Annotated in this window: 19 protein-coding genes; all 19 read left to right on the plus strand. The window is 55.4% G+C overall.

Annotated elements, in window-relative coordinates; genetic code table 11:
• Window positions 1-2: 2 nt before the first annotated feature.
• The 19 genes from fliI to HNR65_RS08080 all read left to right on the plus strand — a co-directional run bounded on the left by fliI (window position 3) and on the right by HNR65_RS08080 (window position 17717).
• A complete protein-coding gene (gene fliI / locus HNR65_RS07990; protein WP_181550947.1) occupies window positions 3-1313 on the plus strand; it encodes a flagellar protein export ATPase FliI in 1311 nt (436 codons plus the stop codon).
• Window positions 1313-1750, plus strand: coding sequence for a flagellar export protein FliJ (gene fliJ, locus HNR65_RS07995; protein WP_181550948.1), 438 nt, complete (start codon window positions 1313-1315; stop codon window positions 1748-1750). Before fliI ends, fliJ begins: the two co-directional genes overlap by 1 nt.
• The gene (locus HNR65_RS08000) at window positions 1747-2256 is read left to right on the plus strand and encodes a MotE family protein (protein WP_181550949.1); all 510 of its coding nucleotides are present in this window, start codon (window positions 1747-1749) and stop codon (window positions 2254-2256) included. Before fliJ ends, HNR65_RS08000 begins: the two co-directional genes overlap by 4 nt.
• A 66-nt stretch (window positions 2257-2322) precedes the next feature.
• The gene (locus HNR65_RS08005; RefSeq protein ID WP_181550950.1) at window positions 2323-3891 is read left to right on the plus strand and encodes a flagellar hook-length control protein FliK; all 1569 of its coding nucleotides are present in this window, start codon (window positions 2323-2325) and stop codon (window positions 3889-3891) included.
• A 20-nt stretch (window positions 3892-3911) separates the two neighbouring features.
• Window positions 3912-4574 (plus strand): flagellar hook assembly protein FlgD, encoded by a 663-nt coding sequence (locus HNR65_RS08010; protein ID WP_181550951.1) that lies wholly within the window; start codon window positions 3912-3914, stop codon window positions 4572-4574.
• A 95-nt stretch (window positions 4575-4669) separates the two neighbouring features.
• Window positions 4670-6337, plus strand: coding sequence for a flagellar hook protein FlgE (locus HNR65_RS08015; RefSeq protein ID WP_181550952.1), 1668 nt, complete (start codon window positions 4670-4672; stop codon window positions 6335-6337).
• Between the two features lie 231 nt (window positions 6338-6568).
• Complete coding sequence (locus tag HNR65_RS08020) at window positions 6569-7348, plus strand: motility protein A (protein ID WP_181550953.1); 780 nt, start codon at window positions 6569-6571, stop codon at window positions 7346-7348.
• 21 nt (window positions 7349-7369) lie between these two features.
• A complete protein-coding gene (locus HNR65_RS08025; RefSeq protein ID WP_181550954.1) occupies window positions 7370-8128 on the plus strand; it encodes an OmpA/MotB family protein in 759 nt (252 codons plus the stop codon).
• A gap of 79 nt (window positions 8129-8207) precedes the next feature.
• Window positions 8208-8702 (plus strand): flagellar basal body-associated FliL family protein, encoded by a 495-nt coding sequence (locus tag HNR65_RS08030; protein ID WP_181550955.1) that lies wholly within the window; start codon window positions 8208-8210, stop codon window positions 8700-8702.
• Between the two features lie 18 nt (window positions 8703-8720).
• Entirely contained in the window at window positions 8721-9734 is a 1014-nt protein-coding gene (locus tag HNR65_RS08035) for a flagellar motor switch protein FliM (protein ID WP_181550956.1), read from the plus strand.
• Window positions 9735-9737: 3 nt separating this feature from the next.
• Window positions 9738-10121, plus strand: a complete 384-nt coding sequence (gene fliN / locus HNR65_RS08040) for a flagellar motor switch protein FliN (protein ID WP_181550957.1) — start codon at window positions 9738-9740, stop codon at window positions 10119-10121.
• Between the two features lie 5 nt (window positions 10122-10126).
• Window positions 10127-10510, plus strand: coding sequence for a FliO/MopB family protein (locus HNR65_RS08045; RefSeq protein ID WP_181550958.1), 384 nt, complete (start codon window positions 10127-10129; stop codon window positions 10508-10510).
• Window positions 10507-11265 carry a flagellar type III secretion system pore protein FliP gene (gene fliP / locus HNR65_RS08050; protein WP_181550959.1) on the plus strand — a complete coding sequence of 253 codons (759 nt, stop codon included), beginning with the start codon at window positions 10507-10509 and terminating at the stop codon, window positions 11263-11265. The genes HNR65_RS08045 and fliP overlap by 4 nt, the downstream gene beginning before the upstream one ends.
• A gap of 182 nt (window positions 11266-11447) precedes the next feature.
• Window positions 11448-11714 (plus strand): flagellar biosynthesis protein FliQ, encoded by a 267-nt coding sequence (gene fliQ / locus HNR65_RS08055; RefSeq protein ID WP_181550960.1) that lies wholly within the window; start codon window positions 11448-11450, stop codon window positions 11712-11714.
• Complete coding sequence (gene fliR, locus HNR65_RS08060; RefSeq protein ID WP_181550961.1) at window positions 11704-12480, plus strand: flagellar biosynthetic protein FliR; 777 nt, start codon at window positions 11704-11706, stop codon at window positions 12478-12480. Before fliQ ends, fliR begins: the two co-directional genes overlap by 11 nt.
• Window positions 12481-12492: 12 nt before the next feature.
• On the plus strand, window positions 12493-13560 hold the full coding sequence (gene flhB, locus HNR65_RS08065; protein WP_181550962.1) for a flagellar biosynthesis protein FlhB: 1068 nt from the start codon (window positions 12493-12495) through the stop codon (window positions 13558-13560).
• Window positions 13557-15641 (plus strand): flagellar biosynthesis protein FlhA, encoded by a 2085-nt coding sequence (flhA, locus tag HNR65_RS08070; RefSeq protein ID WP_181550963.1) that lies wholly within the window; start codon window positions 13557-13559, stop codon window positions 15639-15641. Before flhB ends, flhA begins: the two co-directional genes overlap by 4 nt.
• Complete coding sequence (gene flhF, locus HNR65_RS08075; RefSeq protein WP_181550964.1) at window positions 15631-16860, plus strand: flagellar biosynthesis GTPase FlhF; 1230 nt, start codon at window positions 15631-15633, stop codon at window positions 16858-16860. The genes flhA and flhF overlap by 11 nt, the downstream gene beginning before the upstream one ends.
• Complete coding sequence (locus tag HNR65_RS08080) at window positions 16812-17717, plus strand: MinD/ParA family protein (protein ID WP_181550965.1); 906 nt, start codon at window positions 16812-16814, stop codon at window positions 17715-17717. Before flhF ends, HNR65_RS08080 begins: the two co-directional genes overlap by 49 nt.
• Window position 17718 lies beyond the last annotated feature (1 nt).

The following is a 17718-nucleotide window of genomic DNA, read 5'->3' on the forward strand; positions in this document are numbered from 1 at the left end:
TCATGGATCGTGTTGTCAGCTCCCTTAAGCAGTTTAATCCCATGCGGGTTCGGGGAAAAGTCACCCGGATTGTGGGCATGGTCATAGAAGGCCATTGCCCCAGTGCGACCATTGGTTCGTTGTGCGAGATCATGCCCCTCAACGGCGGCCAGTGCATATGGGCCGAGGTGGTTGGGTTCAGGGACCAGTCGGCCCTTCTCATGCCCCTGGGGGAAATGCACGGTCTGGGTTCCGGAAGCCTGATCCGGGTGATGGATGCCAGCGCCCATATCCAGGTGGGCCCGGATATGCTGGGTCGGGTGGTGGATGCCATGGCAAACCCTGTGGACGGCAAAGGGGCCATTGAATATACGGATTATCGCCGGCTCTATCAGGCTCCGCCGAGTCCCATGGAACGAAGCCCCATTAATGACCCCCTGGACCTGGGGGTCCGGAGTATCAATGGTCTGCTGACCTGCGGTACAGGCCAGAGAATGGGCATCATGGCCGGCTCGGGCGTGGGCAAAAGCGTTCTGCTCGGAATGATGGCCCGCAACACCCGGGCGGATGTCAATGTGATTGCCCTGATCGGTGAACGGGGCCGGGAAGTGCGGGAGTTTATCGAAGACGATTTGGGCGAGGACGGGCTTGCCCGCTCCGTGGTGGTGACAGCCACCTCGGATCAGTCCCCGCTTCTGCGCATGCGCGGGGCGTTTATTGCCATGTCCGTGGCGGAATATTTTTGTGCCCAGGGCAAGCACGTGCTGCTGCTGATGGATTCAGTGACTCGTTTTGCCATGGCCATGCGCGAAATCGGGCTGGCTGTGGGCGAGCCGCCCACCACCAAGGGATATACACCCTCGGTTTTTTCGCGCCTGCCCAAGCTGCTGGAACGCGCGGGCAATTTTTCAGACATGGGCAGTATCACGGGCCTTTTTACAGTGCTCGTGGAAGGCGACGACATGAATGAGCCCGTGGCAGACGCGGTACGCTCCATACTCGACGGTCATATTGTCCTGTCAAGGGATATCGCGGCCAGAAACCACTACCCGGCCATTGATGTGCTGCATTCCACCAGCCGGGTCATGAACCGGCTGGTGGATGAGCCGCATGCGCGGCACAGCGCCCGGATCCGGGAAATCCTGGCCGTATATGCCGAACAGGAGGACCTGATCAATATCGGCGCCTACCAGCCCGGCAGCAACCCGAAAATCGACAATGCCCTGAAATTCATCGAGCCGGTAAACCATTTTCTGCGTCAGGATTTGTCCGAACAAGCCACCATGGAGCAGACCCGGAAGCAGATGAAAAAACTGTTTGAAAAGGAGACTTGATGAAATCGTTTAAACTCCAGTCCCTGCTGGATTACCGGAAACGGCTTTCCGATCAGGCACATCAGGCGGTTGTGGTTGCCATGGAGCATAAAAACGCGGTGGCCGAAGCGCGCAGGCAGGCGGAAAAGGAAAGACAGCGCCTCTGCCTGGAGCTTGAATCAGCCAAGGCCGGCCATTTTCGTATGGAAGAGGTGCTTTTGTACCAACAGTGTATATGTGCAAAACAGGATCAGTTGCGCCGGCTGGAGGAAAAACAGGCCCGGGCCGAGGCAGCGGTGGCCGAAAAGCAGCAGAAATTGGTAAAGGCCAGGCAGAAAAAGCGAATTCTGGAAAAGCTCAGGCAAAAACGCAGCGATGCGGAAGAGAAAAATCAGGCCCGCCAGGAGCGCCTGATAACAGATGAGGTGGCAATTCTGGGATTCGGAGGGGGAAAATGAAGCTCGGTCTGCAGGTGATTGTCTGTATGGCGGCAGTGGCCCTGGCTGGCCTGGCTGCACCAGATGCCCGGGCCCAGGAGCCGGAGGTAATTTTTGAGTGCGAAGACATCGGCACCGAGGCCCGCAGGATGTTGGACCGGCTCCAGCAGGAGCGGAGGAAATTCGCTGAGCGGGAAAGGCAGCTGGATCGGCGCGAAAATGAATTAAAGATTTTGCAGGAGGAGGTCGATAAGAAAATCGAGCAGCTAAAGACACTTCGTTCAAAACTTGACCAAATGCTGGCTGAAAAAGAGCAGACGGAAAATGAAAAAGTCAAACAGCTCAGCAAAATCTATCAGAAACGCAATCCCGCCGGCGCAGCAGCAAGTCTGGCGGCCATGGACAAGGATCTGGCGGTATCGGTTCTCTCCATGATGCGGGATAAATACGCAGGCGAGATATTAGACAACATGGAACAGGAAACAGCCGTGGCCTACAGTACCTCCCTGGGCCGGCTCAATCCGTAAGCACAAAAAACCGGATTCTTGGATAGACAGGGATAAAACAGCATGATCTTTTCGCAGCTTGGTTTAATGCACGCAAACACCGCTACCTCCCGGGATTGCCTCCAGGGCCCTGGCACTGAGGGCGGATGCGCCGGCAAGGATGCCCACAACGCAGCCAATTTTTGGCAAATGCTTGTACGGACGGCGGGGTCAGAGGGCGGCAAGGTCATGGAGACCGCCGGAACCGGGGGGCAATCCCAGGTGATTTCAGATCGGGAGATGGAGCAATTGCTGGGACAGATCCTTGACTTTCTGGAAAAGAACGGGCTTTCGGCCGGCATTCTGAATTCTGCTTTTGACCCCGACGGGCGGGTTGATATGCCGGGCCGCGGGAACAGTTCAGGCCAGGCCCGGGTTCTGGAAAATCTGCTTGTCAACGGCGGTTTTGGCCAAAGCGCCGGGCAGAACGGCGATTTAACGGCCGTGTTTGAAGATGCCATGAATTCAGGACCGGACAGCGAGATTCGCCGGATCGTGGCACAAATAGCAGGTGGACCGGCCGGACACGACAGCCGGTCTGAAACGGGTCAATCCATGCGCGTGCTGCTGCAGTCCCTGGTGGACAATTTAAAGAACGGGCAGAAAAACGTTCCGGAATCCGGGGGCCGGGCGGGCCGCATCGATTCTCAGGGAGGCAGCCAGGCAACTGCAGAGCGCTCTTATCATTTGATGCCGGAAACCCCGGTAGTATTGAAAAATTCCGTTCAGGGACAAGGTGCGGCAGGTGCTGCCAATGCCGGTCTGTCCGCGGATACGGCCATGCAGGCCCTGCAGGAATTGGCAGCCAAAACCGCCCGGGGAAACGAACTGCCCGAAGACACGAATTCCCTGCAGGTCCGGCTTCAGGCATCAGAGAAATCCGATGAATTTCAATTGATTGAAAATTCCGCCAAGACCGGGCGAACCGCCCGGCCTCAACAGGAATCCGGTTCTGATAATCTCCGGGCCATGCTCGACTCCCTGGTCTCCGGCAACATGGAAAAAGCCGTGGCCGCGGAAAGGACGGAAAACCGACAGAACCTGTTAAAGGACGGCGGCGGCCCGACTGGTGTGAACATGAATACGTCGGCCACGACCACCGGGTTGCTTGAGCGGGTGGAAAATGCCGCCAATGTGGTTCAGCCCGGGGGGGCTTCGTTTGACAGCCAGGTAAAGGCAGCGGAAAATCAGGTGGTCAACCAGGTTTCCGTGCGCCTGTTTACCGGTGTGCGCCAGGGATCGGGCAATATGACCATTCAGATTCACCCCCCGGAGCTCGGCAGCGTGAAGGTCAAACTCGTTTCTGAGCAGGGGAGCCTGCACGTTCACCTTCATCCCCAGAACCAGCAGGTGGCCGCCATTCTGGAGCGGCACCTGCCGGCCCTGCATCAGTCACTGGCCGATCAGGGCATTGATCTTTCGGGCCTTCAGGTCAGCGTGGATTCCGGCACGGATCAGAATGCTTCCGGCTTTGAGGACCAGGAAGGGGATTTTCCGGCCGATCGGAGAACTTTCAACGGTGAAGCGGAATCCGATGAAAACCGTTTGGCCCAATCAGCGGAATCTGAGAACCCGGCGGCTTACAATCAGGCTTCGGGTCTGAGCCTGCGGGTATAAGTCAAGGAGGAAAAAAGCAAATGAACGCCATTGAAACGCTCCAGCAGTCAACCGGGTCAGCAGGTGCAGCCGAGGCATCCAAGCTGGCGGCCAAGGATCTGGGCAAAGACGATTTTTTAAAACTCCTGGTTTCCCAGCTGGAACACCAGGATCCGCTCAATCCCAGCGACCCCACTGAATTTACCGCCCAACTGGCCCAGTTTAGTTCACTGGAGCAGCTCACCAACATCAGTGAAAGCATGGCGTCCATCAACACCCTGTCCTCGGAATTCGGACGGCTCTCTGCGCTCTCGCTTATTGACCGGAATGTGGTGGTCAATGACAATGCTTTTGTTTTTGACGGCGAGCAGGCCCAACTGGGTTTTTCCTTCCAGGATTCCGTGGAGTCAGCCACCCTTTATATTCAAAATGAAAACGGCCAGACCGTGGGCAGGGTCGAAGCGCCTGCCCCGGGAAGCGAAGAGAACTGGGTGACCTGGGATGGCACCAGCAGTTCGGGCCAACCCCTTGACCCGGGGAAATACAGTTTTTCGGCTGTGGGCAAAAACGCCGATGGCGAGGAAACCGAGGGCCGGGCTCTGGTGGAAAGCCGGATTACCGGTGCGGATTTCTCGGATTCAGATCAGACTCTGCTGACCGACAACGGGCCGGTGCAGGTTTCGGAAATCACCCGGGTGCGGTAACACGACACGGGATATCCGGGCATGTCATAATTTTGACGCGCCCGGGCAATGAACGCAAAAAATGAATTTACCCTTATAAAACAGGAGATACGACCATGAGTTTAGGCGGTGCAATGAACAGCGGCATTTCCGGGCTTCGATCCTTTTCCAGCGCCATGGGCGTGATCGGAAACAACCTGGCAAACTCCAACACCGCAGGTTTCAAGGCCAGCAGAACGCTATTTGCAGACCTGATCCCGGACACGGTATCGGGCTCGGGCGGAACCAGCCAGGTGGGAAGAGGCTCGGGGCTGTCCACTGTGGATGATATTTTCACCCAGGGCTCCATTGAAAGCACCAGTTCCAGCCTGGACCTGGCCATCGAGGGCACCGGCTTTTTCATGGTCCGCAACCCGGATGCCCAGGCCAGCAGCTTTACCCGCTCCGGGGCTTTCCGGCTAAACGAGGAAGGCTACATGGTCAACCCCGAAAATTATGTGGTGCAGGGCTATGACCATATTGGAGGCGGCGAGTTCCAGGACCTGGCCGGTGATATCCAGATCAATACCCGCTCCTCTGTGCCCGGAGAAGCATCTTCCATGGTGGAGTTGACAACCAACCTCAATGCCAACACGGACACCAACAAGGCCGCTACCCCGGGTCAGGCGGCCATCGGCATTACGGGTGGACAGGCCGGGAGTGTGGACGGGGTTGATATCATTATAAACGGCACCGGGCTTGTTGATGGAGACTTTGATTTTTCCTCAGTCGGAGCCGGTTGGGGAGACGTAACAGACGCGGATGAGCTTGCCACTGTGTTAAATACCGCGTCCAATCTTTCAGCTTCCTATGATAATGTTACAGAGACGCTCACCCTGACCACCGAAGCCGGTGACACCCTGGATACCGGATCCGGTTTCCTGGAAGACGGGGGCACGGCAGTTGGAAATCTGATAAGCCACTATGACGGCGACGGGTGGGATATCAACAACCCCGTGGCCTCATCGGACTTTGCCACCACATCGGAGGTATATGATACTCTGGGCAATACCCATCTGATTACCACCTATTTCAGCAAAACCGATCTCAATCAATGGGAGTATAATCAGGTGGTGGCCGGGTCAGAACTGGACATGGCCGCGGGCATTTTCACCGCTGAGGACATCTCCCTGGATTCAGAAGGCGAAATTGATCAGGTCCGGGTTGGCACCGGCAATGTTGGTTTTGATGATTCCGGTCTTCTCAATACCATTAACGGCCAGACGCAGCAGGATATGGGAAGCGCGTGGCCGGAAGTCAGCATAGCAGAAGACAAGCTGGTGTGGGACAACGGTTCCAGCCAGGGAGATCCCCTGGGCTACAGCATGAACTTAACCCAGTTTGCCACTGAATCCCGGGTGGTCACCCAGCAGTCAGACGGCTACAGCTCCGGGTATCTCAATGATATCAGCGTGGACAACGAAGGGATTATCACGGGCACTTACTCCAATGGCGAATCCCGCTCCCTGGCCCGGCTGGCCCTGGGCAAGTTTGCCAATGAAAACGGCCTGGAAAAGCTGGGCAACAACCTCTACTCCCCCACACGGGATTCCGGGCCTGCGGATATCGGAACCCCGGGAGCGGGTTTCGGCCGGATTTTTTCCAACTCTCTGGAGCAGTCCACCGTGGACATTGCCGAGGAATTTACCCGGATGATCACCACCCAGCGCTCGTTTCAGGCCAACTCAAAGACCATTACCACAACGGATGAGATGTTAAGTGAAGTGATCAATATCAAGCGGTAGAGGTCAAGTCAAAAATTTGTCTTTTTCGCAGGGCCGGTCTGTCAGGACCGGCCCTTTTTATTTTATTGTCCGGCGCGCCGACACCTTTTGGAAAAACAAAAAAATTCCGTAAAATCACTCAAAGCCTGAAGACATCCCTCTTGTTTGCCATTGGTGCCTTTCTGTCCGTCCTGTTTTTCTTGGTTTGGTATGAAGCTTGCAAGCCAAAGAGGCGAAAAGGAGATCTTGTTTATGGATTTTTCAACGCTTCTGGGTATTGTGGCTGCTTTCGGACTGATGCTTATGGCGATCATGAGCGGCAGCGGCATTATGGTTTTTGTCGAACCCCAGTCCATCATGATCGTTGCCGGGGGCACCCTTGGCGCCCTTCTGGTGCACTATCCTTTTGGCGAGGTGCGCCGGGCTTTTTCCGTGGCGCAGAAGACCTTTTTTTACAAGGAAGTCCCGCCTCTGCAGCTCATTGAGCAGTTAACCGAGTTTGCCGGCAAGGCCAGAAAAGAAGGGCTTCTTTCGCTGCAGGCCATGGCCAAGCAGGTGGAGGACCCGTTTCTGGTCAAGGGCCTGCAGATGGCTGCTGACGGCCATGAGCCCGAAGCCCTGGAGCATATGATGGTCCGGGAAATCGACTATATCCGTGAACGTCATGAAAGCGGGGCCGAGATTTTCGCTGCTCTGGGCACTTATGCTCCGGCTATCGGTATGGTGGGCACCCTGATCGGACTGGTGCAGATGCTCCAGAGCATGGATGATCCCTCCACCATTGGCCCGGCCATGGCCATAGCGCTGCTGACCACATTTTACGGCTCTGTTGCGGCCAATGTGATTTTTCTGCCCATGTCCGGGAAACTCAAGACCCGGTCCCAGCACGAGCTGCTCAAAAAGGAGCTGATCGTGGAAGGCATGAACTCGATTCTGGCCGGGGAAAACCCCCGGGTCATGGAACAGAAGCTTCACGCCTACCTCCAGCCCAAGGACCGGCAGAGCGTGTTTCAGAAAAAAAAGAAAAAATAGCCATTTTGCGGGGACATTGTCATGGCCGTCCAAAGAAAGAAAAAAAACAAAGAAAGCAACGGGCCGTCAGCCCCGGCCTGGATGGTGACTTACAGCGACATGGTCACTTTGCTGCTGACCTTTTTTGTGCTCATGCTTTCCATGGCGGAAATGGACAAGGTCAAGTTCCAGCGCGCTGTGGTCTCCCTGCAGGGGGCATTCGGCATCATGGAAAACAAGCCCCCGGAAGAAACCCAGACCGATGTCATTGTCCCGGAAATCGAGCCCATTCCCCTGGAAATGCTCCAGAGCGTATACCGGAAAATGCTGCTGGACCTGCAAAAGCTTGAACTGGATGAAGACATTGAGCTGGTCAAGGATCGCGGTGCCATTGTGCTCAGGATCAAGGAAAAGGTGCTCTTTGACCTGGGCTCCACCCGGCTGAAAAAAGAAGCCGAGCCTGTGCTGGGAAAAGTGGCCCGCCTGGTCAAGCCCCTGCCGTTTCAGGTCCGCATCGAAGGCCATGCCGACAGCCAGCCCTTTGGTGCACGGGATCAGACCAATTGGGATTTGTCCGCCCAGCGGGCAATCGGGGTGGTGAAATTCATTGCCCAAAATGAACTGCTCTCCCTGGATCGTTTGTCTGCGGTGGGATACGGGGACCAAAAACCCCTGGTGCCCAATGATACTCCGGAAAACCGGGCTCTGAACCGGCGGGTGGAGTTCATTTTGGAAACCGGCGGTGATTACCGGCAGGAGCTGCCTTTTCTGGTGGATTCCAGCGATCAGCTGCCCTTTTAAACAAATTCCCGGATGCCGGGTGTTGCGATTCATCATTGTTGAAAGATTGCCTTAATCATTGAACCAAGGAGTGGCCGTCATGGCAAAGGAAAAGGAAAAACAAGCACCGGAGAAAACCGCCAGTCCAGTCAAGCGGCTGCTTTTCATCGGGGTGCCGGTTTTGTTGATTTTACTTGTTGCAGCGGGTACGGGATTTTATCTGCTGGGCGCATTGAACACAACAGGTTCAGCCGAAGCCCGGCAGTCTGATACCGGCAGGGATAAAACCGAGCTGGGCCCCCTGGTGGAGATGGATGATTTTGTGGTCAATATCGTTCATCGGGACAGCACCCGTTTTCTGAAAGTGGGCATCACCCTGGAGGTCCGGGACAAGACCAGCAGCGAATCCGTTAAAAAACGCATACCCCAGATCACCGATTCCGTGCTGCTGCTTTTGGGCAACAGGAAATACGATGATGTCAAGGACCTTCAGGGCAAAATGCAGCTCAAGGCTGATCTTCTGGCCAAGATCCGGTCTCTTGCCGGCAAGGGTGAGGTTACCAATCTTTATTTTACTGATTTTGTCGTTCAATAACAAAAAAAGAGGCGTCCAGTGGAACGGATTTTAACACAGGAAGAAATTGACGAGCTGCTTTTGGCTTTTGATGACGGGCAAATCGAGCCCGCTTCCGGAGGCCCTGCCGACGGCATGTCTTCGGCTGCCGCATCCAGGGCGGAGAAGCGGGTTTCCAGCATTGACCTGATCCGGGGCCAGAATTACAGCAAGTGGCGGATCGCCAACCTGGACATCGTGTTTAATTCCTTTGCCCGTTATTATTCCATTGCTCTTTCCAACAGCCTTCAGCAGGGCGTGACCGTATCCAGGGCGGAAATTTTGTCCCGGTTTTTTGAAGATTTTCTTGTCAGCCAGGAAAAAGCCGGGCTGCTTGGGGTGATGTCTTTGGAACCGCTGAAGGGCAACGCGCTGATTGTCTATGACAAGGCACTTTGCTTCGGCATGGTGGAAGTGATGTTCGGCATGCCCGGCGGTGTCGAGTTTATGACATTTGACCGGGATGTCAGCGCCATTGAGGCCAATATCATCAAGGGCCTGATGGCCGAAGGCTGCCGGGTTTTCAACCGGGCGTTCGAGCCCCTTGAACAGCTTGCTACCCGGATCACCCGGGTGGAGACCAACTGGAAGATGTTAAACATCCTGGCCCCGGAAACCGAGGTCATCCAGGTCAGCTTTTTCGTAAAGGTGGGAGACCTGGAGGGAAAAATCCAGCTCGTGATTCCTTATTTCTCCCTGGAGCCATTCAAGGAGCGGCTGCGCAACGAAGGCCTGCAGCTTGCCGAGGACAAAAAGGAAGCCTCATGGAGTCGGTTTTTGACAAAGGAGGCAGAGAAAATGGAAATTTCGGTTTCCGCCGTGTGGGGGGATTTGATTCTCACAATCGGGGAAATTTTAAGCCTGGATAAGGGAGATATTATCGGCCTGGATTATGATGAACAGTGTCCGGTCACTGTTATGGCCGGCGCGCAGCCCAAATTTGGCGCCCAACCCGGGGTAAAGGACGGCAAAAAGGTCGTCCGCCTCGTCAAACAGGAAGTCGCAGGAGAGTAAATCATGGCGGATAGCAAGAAACAAGATGCAGCAGACCCTGCACAGGACTCGCAGGATTCCCGGACAGATGCATCCCGGCGGCGGCTGGAATCAGCGGCAGGAAATGGGGGAAACGGTGACAATCAGGCCAAAGGGATTGATTTTCTACTCGATGTTCCCTTGCAGGTTTCCGTGGAAGTGGGACGGGCACGGATGCTGATCAAGGATTTTCTGCAGATGAAAGAAGGCGGAGTCATTGAGCTGGACAAACTGGCGGACGAACCCCTGGACCTGTATGTCAATTCCCGGCTTATTGCCAGGGGCGAGGCTGTGGTGGTCAATGAGAAATTCGGCCTGCGTTTAATTGACGTGGTCAGTCCGTCTGAACGCATCGAGAAGCTGAGGTAGCGTCCATGGCCAGGCTGTTGTTTTTCTTTTTATTGATTGTGCCCGCAGATCTTTGCGCGGCAGAGACCGAGCCGTTAAGCCTGTTTCGATCCGGGATAAAGCTGGCCGTGGCCATGGCCATTGTCATCGGGATCATGCTGCTTTTCCATGCATTGAGCCGAAAAGGTTTCCGGCTGCTGGAAAAACGTCAGGGCGGGCGTATCCGGGTTATGGAATCGCGTCCCATGGGCGGGAGAAAAGCGCTGTGCCTGGTGGAGGTTGACGGCCAGCGCCTGCTTCTGGGATTGGGCAACGACCGGATGGAACTGCTGCACCATTTTGATGCAGCGGCCAATACGACCGGGCAGTTTGAAAAACACCTCCGCAGCCATGATGAGGTCCAATCATGAAGGGTGCGCACTGGGTCCGTATCGGCCTGGCCGTTGCGGCCATATGGCTCTGTGCCGCAGGCAATGCCGCAGCACAGGAACCTGCGGCCCTGACGCTTCAGATGGACGGCGGCGGGGGAACGGGACAGATTTCAACAGTGATTCAGATCATGGTGCTGCTCACAGTGCTGAGCATGGCCCCGGCCATTTTGCTGATGACCACCTCGTTTATCCGCATTGTCGTTGTGCTCTCCTTTCTGCGTCAGGCAATGGGCACCCAGCAGATGCCGCCCAACCAGATTATCATCGGTCTGGCCATGTTTTTGACGCTTTTCATTATGGCCCCGGTTTTTACCCAGATCAATGAAGAGGCGCTCCAGCCTTATCTCCAGGAGGAGATTGAAGGCCGCCGGGCCCTGGAGACAGCCGCCATTCCCATGCGCGAGTTCATGTTCGGTCAGGTCCGGGAGGCGGATCTGGTGCTGATGAGACAGATTTCCGGAAACGAGCAGGTCCCGGAAACCAGGGAGGATATTTCAATTATTACTCTGATTCCGGCGTTTATGCTTTCCGAGCTCAAGCGTGCCTTTCAGATCGGATTCATGATTTTTGTGCCCTTTCTGGTTATCGATATGATCACCGCCTCGGTGCTCATGACCATGGGCATGCTCATGCTGCCGCCCATTATCATCTCCCTGCCTTTTAAAGTGCTGTTGTTTGTGCTCGTTGACGGATGGAATCTGGTGGTGGGTTCTTTGGTGCAGGGATTCTATTGAGGGTAAGGTTAAACGCCCAATATCTGCGTTGCGCTGCATCCTTCGTCATTTCACGTACAAAAGTATGCTGCATGCCTCAGAATTTGCGCGCCTTGATCTTGGACGTTTGACCTTACCCTCTGAGATTTTTTACGGAAATGAAAAATGCAATCCGGAGCAATTCGGGGAAAAGGGATTTTCATATGACTGAAGAAATGGTTGTGGAACTCATACGGCGGGCGGTGACCGCCGTGCTGCTGGCGGCCTCGCCCATGATGATCGCCGGGCTTGTGGTGGGGCTGGTGGTGAGCATATTTCAGGCCGCCACCCAGATCAACGAGCAGACCATGACCTTTGCCCCCAAGATCGTGGCGGTCCTGGTGGCCCTGGTCATTGCCGTGCCCTGGATTTTGAATATCGTGCTGGGCCTGGCCCATGAAATTTTCGGAAACATGATCATTGGCAGTTGAACTTTTTGAAATCGAGACCTGGTATGTGTTTCTGGTGATTTTATCCCGCATGGCGGCGATTATGGGATCGCTTCCCATTTTTACCGCCTCTCAGGCGGCCATGCGCCTTCGGCTCGGGGTGGCCGCAGGCCTGGCGGTGCTGCTGTTTCCTGTGCTGGATATCTCCCTTGCGGTCATTGACCAAACCCCGGCCGGATTGATCTTCCTGATGGCCCAGGAAGCCATGCTTGGGTTTCTGCTGGGTTTTGTAATCCAGCTGATTTTTTTTGCCGTCCAGTTCGGGGGAACCATCGTGGGCTACCAGATGGGCTTTGCAGCCGCCAATATCCTCGACCCCCAGCATCAGCAGCAGATTCCGCTGCTTTCCCAGTTCCAGAACGTCTTTGCCATTCTTCTTTTTCTGGCCTTGGATATTCACCACCTGGTCATCCGTGTCATGGCCCGTTCCTATGAGGTGATGCCCCCGGGAAATCTGGACATGGAGGGCGGAGCGGTTCTGTTTTTAATGGATTTGACCGGCCAGATGTTTGTTTTGGGACTGCAGCTGGTGGCGCCGGTGATGGCGGTGCTTATGGTTTCCATGTTTATCCTGGGCATCATGTCCCGGGTTTTTTCCCAGCTTCAGGTGTTTCTTTTGTCTTTTCCCATCAACATTTCCCTGGCCCTGATTTTCTTGGGTCTGGGCGCGGAACTGGCCTTTGTGCTCCTGGAGCGGGAGTTTTCCCAACTGCCGGACAAGCTCATGCGCATTTTGCAAATGGGTTAAAGGGGATTTGAAATGGCCGAGGAACAGCAGCAGGAAAAAACCGAGGACCCGACTGAAAAGCGGCGCCGGGAGTTTCGGGAGAAAGGGCAGGTGGCCCAGAGCCGCGAGGTCAACACCGCCATGCTCTTAACCGGCCTGCTGGTGCTCTGGTCTTTTTATGCTCCGGTTTTCTGGTCGGATTTGCAGGCCTTTCTGGCCTTTTTCTGGCGCACCTGCAGCGAGCTGCCGGTATCGGTGGGTTCCATGCGTCCCATGATGGTTTTTATCATTTCCGGATGTGCGGCCATTGTCTGGCCCCTGCTGCTCACGGGCCTGGTGCTGGGGGTGCTTGCCGGATATCTGCAGGTGGGGGTGTTGTTTACGGCAAAGCCCCTTCAGCCGGATCTGAGCAAGCTCGATCCCATCAAGGGCCTGGGCCGGATGATATCCAAGCGCTCTGCCTTTGAGGCCCTGAAATCCTTCGGTAAAATTATTCTTGTGGGTGTGCTGGCATACTGGACCCTGATTGGCCGGTTTGATGAATTCATGGGCCTTGCCGGTGTTGCGCTTCCCGGGGTTGTTTCCTTTATGGCGGACGTGGTGTTTGTGATTCTGGTCAAGTGCTGTCTGCTGCTGGCCTTTATTGGCCTGGTCGACTACATCTTTTCCAAATGGGAGATGGAAAAAAAGATGAAAATGACCAAACAGGAGGTCAAGGAGGAAAACAAGGAAACCGAGGGGGACCCACAGCTTAAGCAGAAGGTTCGCGCCATTCAGCGGGATATGGCCAGGCGGCGGATGATGGAGGATGTGCCCAAAGCGGATGTGATCATCACCAATCCCACCCATTACGCGGTGGCCCTTTCCTACAGGCGTCAGGAAATGGATGCCCCCGAGGTACTGGCAAAGGGTTCGGACCACATGGCCCGGCGCATCCGGGAAATCGCGTCTGAACACAATGTGCCGGTTGTGGAAAATCCGCCTGTGGCACGGTCTTTGTATGAAGTGGAAATCGGGGCCCGGATTCCGGAGCACATGTTTAAGGCAGTGGCTGAAATTCTGGCTTACGTATACAGCCTGAAAAACGGGGAAAAGAAATGATTCGTGAAATAATGGCGCAGCGGTGGGACCGGATTTTTTTCCGAAGCGATGTATTTGTGTCCCTGGGACTGGTGATGATTCTGCTGGTAATGATCATTCCCATGCCCCCGATGCTGCTGGACTTGTTTCTGGCCCTGAATATCACCGTGGCCCTGATGATTCTCATCATCACCCTGTATGTGCAACGATCCCTGGAATTTTCCATTTTTCCCACGGTGCTGCTGGTCACCACCCTGTTTCGCCTTTCCCTGAACGTGGCCTCCACCCGTCTGATCCTGCTTCAGGGCCATACCGGCGAATTTGCCGCGGGCAAGGTCATCCAGTCATTCGGACAGTTTGTTGTTGGCGGCAATTACGTGGTGGGCATTGTGGTGTTTCTGATCCTGGTGGTGATTAATTTTATCGTGATCACCAAGGGCGCGGGCCGGGTGGCTGAAGTGTCGGCGCGGTTTACCCTTGATGCCATGCCCGGCAAGCAGATGGCCATTGACGCGGATTTAAACGCTGGTCTTATCAATGAAGAACAGGCCCGCACCCGGCGCGAGAATATCACCAATGAAGCCGACTTTTTCGGGGCCATGGACGGGGCCAGCAAGTTTGTGCGCGGCGATGCCATTGCCGGCATTGTTATTACCATGATCAATGTTTGCGCCGGGTTTATTATCGGCGTGCTTCAGCAGAACATGCCGCTTGGCGAGGCCGCCCAGAACTATACCACCCTCACCATCGGAGACGGTCTGGTCAGCCAGATTCCTGCGTTGGTGATCTCCACCGGGGCGGGCATTCTGGTTTCCCGAAGCGGCGGGCTGGGCGATTTCGGAAGCCAGTTGAAAAATCAGTTCAGCGTTCATGTCCGGGCCATCTGGGTTGTGGGCGGGATTTTGCTCGGTTTTGCCCTGATTCCCGGACTGCCTTTCCTGCCGTTTCTTGTGCTTTCCCTGCTTTTGTTAACCATGGCCCATTTTGTTGGCAAGCAGCAGAAAGCTGATCAGGCCGAAGCCGAAGTCCAGCCGGAAAAACCCGAAACCGAGGCGGAAGAGGATTACGAACAATTGCTGAGCGTGGATCTGCTGGAACTGGAGGTGGGCTACGGCCTGATCCGGTTTGTGGACGCCTCCCAGGACGGCGAGCTGCTCGGCCGCATTCGGTCGATCCGCAAGCAGTTTGCGCTTTCCATGGGTTTTATTATGCCGCCGGTGCATATCAAGGACAATCTGCAGTTAAAGCCCAATGAATACCGGCTGCTGCTAAAGGGGGTTTCCATTGCATCCGCAGAGATGACCCCGGGTCATTTCCTGGCCATGGACTCGGGCGGGGCAACCGAGAAAATCAAGGGCGTTTCTGCAGTGGAACCCGCTTTCGGCCTGCCTGCGGTGTGGATTTCCGAAGACAAGAAGGAAAGGGCCCAGATGGCCGGTTATACAGTGGTGGACTGCAACACGGTGATGGCCACGCATATCAGTGAAGTGGTCAAACGGCACGCCCACGAGTTGCTCGGCAGACAAGAGGCACAGAACTTGCTTGATAATATTTCCAAGAGTTACCCCAAGCTGATCGATGAACTGATACCCAATCTCATGAGCCTTGGAGGCGTGTTGAAAGTGCTGCAGAATCTGTTACGGGAAAATGTATCCATCCGGGATCTGAGAACCATTCTTGAGACCCTGGCCGACTGGGCGCCTGCTGTCCAGGACCCGGATCAACTCACCGAATACGTCCGACAGGCCCTGGCGCGTCAGATTACGGCATCAGTGGCGGGTGAAGGCGATACCCTTGCGCTAATCACCCTGGATCACGACGTGGAAGAAACCGTTGCCGGTTCGGTTCAAAGAGGCGGACAGGGGGGCGCGCTGGCCCTTGAGCCCAAAAAGGTCCGATCCCTTCTGGAAGGCATCGGCCGGCAAATGGAGAAATTCACCGGCGGCGCCAGCCCGGTATTGCTCTGTCCGCCGGCAATCCGACTCCATGTCAAAAAATTGACCGAACGATATTTTCCCAACCTGACGGTTATTTCCCATAACGAGGTGGCCCCGCAGGTCAAAATTCAATCCCTGGGCACGGTGAGGTTCAATGCAGGTTAAAGTCTTTGAAGCAGCGGATATGCGTTCGGCCATCGAAAAAGTCAAAAAAGCCCTGGGGCCGGATGCGCTGATTTTATCCACCCGAAGCCTGGCAGACAGCAAGCAGGGGCGGGTCAACCGCTCCGGCATTGAAGTGACTGCAGCTGTGGATGCGGATTTGTCCCCGGCCTCTTCGGATACGGCCGGAACCGGTTTCCAGCAGGTTCTGGAAAAAACCCGGAAACCGGCCGCATCCTCGCCGGATCCGGACAGCGGAAATCCGCCGGAAGATAGCGGGCTGATGGCGGAATTTCGGCAAATGAAGCGCTCTTTTGAAAATCTATCCAAAAAGGTGGCCAGATGGGAAGGCCGGATGGAAAGGGGGTTGCCGGCCGGACCAGCGCAGGGCGGAAGGCTGCCGGGCCTGTCCGGGCTGGGCATCAGCGATTCAGTGCTGGAGTTGCTTGCAGAGTCGGCATGTCGACATGAAGACGAATTTTTGGCCGGTCAGGATCCGGACCCCAGGGATTTACTCATTCGCGGCATCCGTGATCATATCCGGATTGAAAATCCCTTGTCCGCGGGTCTGCACGGTCAGCGGCGCCTTGTTTTCATGGGGCCCACGGGCGTCGGCAAAACCACAACCATTGCCAAGGTGGCGGCCTGCGCCATGCTTCATTACGGAAAGAAAATCGTCCTTGCCACAATTGACAATTACCGGATTGCCGCAGCCGAACAATTAAAGATTTACGGGCAGATCATGGATGTTTCCGTTGAACTGGCCCGCTCGCCGGATCAGCTGGCCGATATCTTTCAAAGGCACGCAGACAAGGACCTGATTTTGGTGGACACAGCCGGCAGAAGCCCGAGAGATGACATGCGCCGCAATGAACTGGCCGCATATCTGGATCCGGCCCTGAAAACGGAAAATCACCTGGTGTTGTCGGCCACCACCGGCCAGCAGGACCTGGAAATGGCCATTGACCGGTTTTCCTCCCTGGATCCGGCCGGCCTGGTGCTCACCAAGCTCGATGAATGCGAGATGATGGGACAAATCCTTAATGCAGCTGTCTGCGCCGGACGGCCGCTTTCTTTTTTCACCAATGGTCAGCAGGTCCCGGAGGACTTGTTGTTTCCCGAGCCGGACAACATGGCGGAAATGATTCTTAACCCTGAAGAGGTGGTGGCACAATGGAATACCCCGGATACCCGGATCAGGCCGGAACACTGCGTCAACTGAGCCGGGATTTTGAAATGGAGACGTTTATGGACAAAACAAGTCCCAGGACCGCCCGGGTGATGTCTGTGACCAGCGGCAAGGGCGGAGTGGGCAAGACGGTCTGCGTGGCCAACCTGGCGGTGAGCATGGCCCGGCAGGGATATCGGGTGCTGATTATTGATGCGGATTTGGGGTTGGCCAATATTGATTTGTATTTCGGTGTGAGCCCCAGGTTTAATCTGAATCATTTCTTCTCCGGCCAGAAAACCCTTGAGCAAATCCTGGTTCCGGCAGCAGAGCAGATCACCATCCTGCCCGCCGGCTCAGGGGTACAGCGATACACCCGCCTGGAACCCGATCAGAAGCTTTCTTTGATGGAGGGCCTTGATTCCCTGCACGGAAAGTTTGATGTGGTGCTCATTGACACCGAAGCGGGTATTTCCGAAAACGTCACCTATTTTAATGTGGCCGCCCAGGAGATCCTGGTGGTCACCACCCCGGAGCCCACGGCCATATCCGATGTATACGCCCTGATGAAGCTGCTTTCCACCCGGTACTATGAAAAAACATTCAAGCTGATTGTCAATTGCGTGACATCGGAGAACGAGGCGCTGGATGTTTATCACAAGCTCACCCTGGTCAGCAGCCGTTTTATTGACATCTCGATTGATTTTTTGGGCGCTATACCACTGGACTCCCGCTTCACAGATTCGGTGCGCCGGCAAAAAACCCTTGCAGAGCTGTATCCCGATTCCCGGCCGAGTCTGGCTTTTGCCGAACTGGTGGACACAATGGAATTGGAGTCTGAAACCCTGGCACCCAAGGGCACGCAGCAGTTTTTCTGGAAACAGCTGCTGGCCTGCAGCGAAGCCCGGTAGA

Origin of the sequence: Desulfosalsimonas propionicica (assembly GCF_013761005.1) — a bacterium.
GTDB lineage: Bacteria > Desulfobacterota > Desulfobacteria > Desulfobacterales > Desulfosalsimonadaceae > Desulfosalsimonas > Desulfosalsimonas propionicica.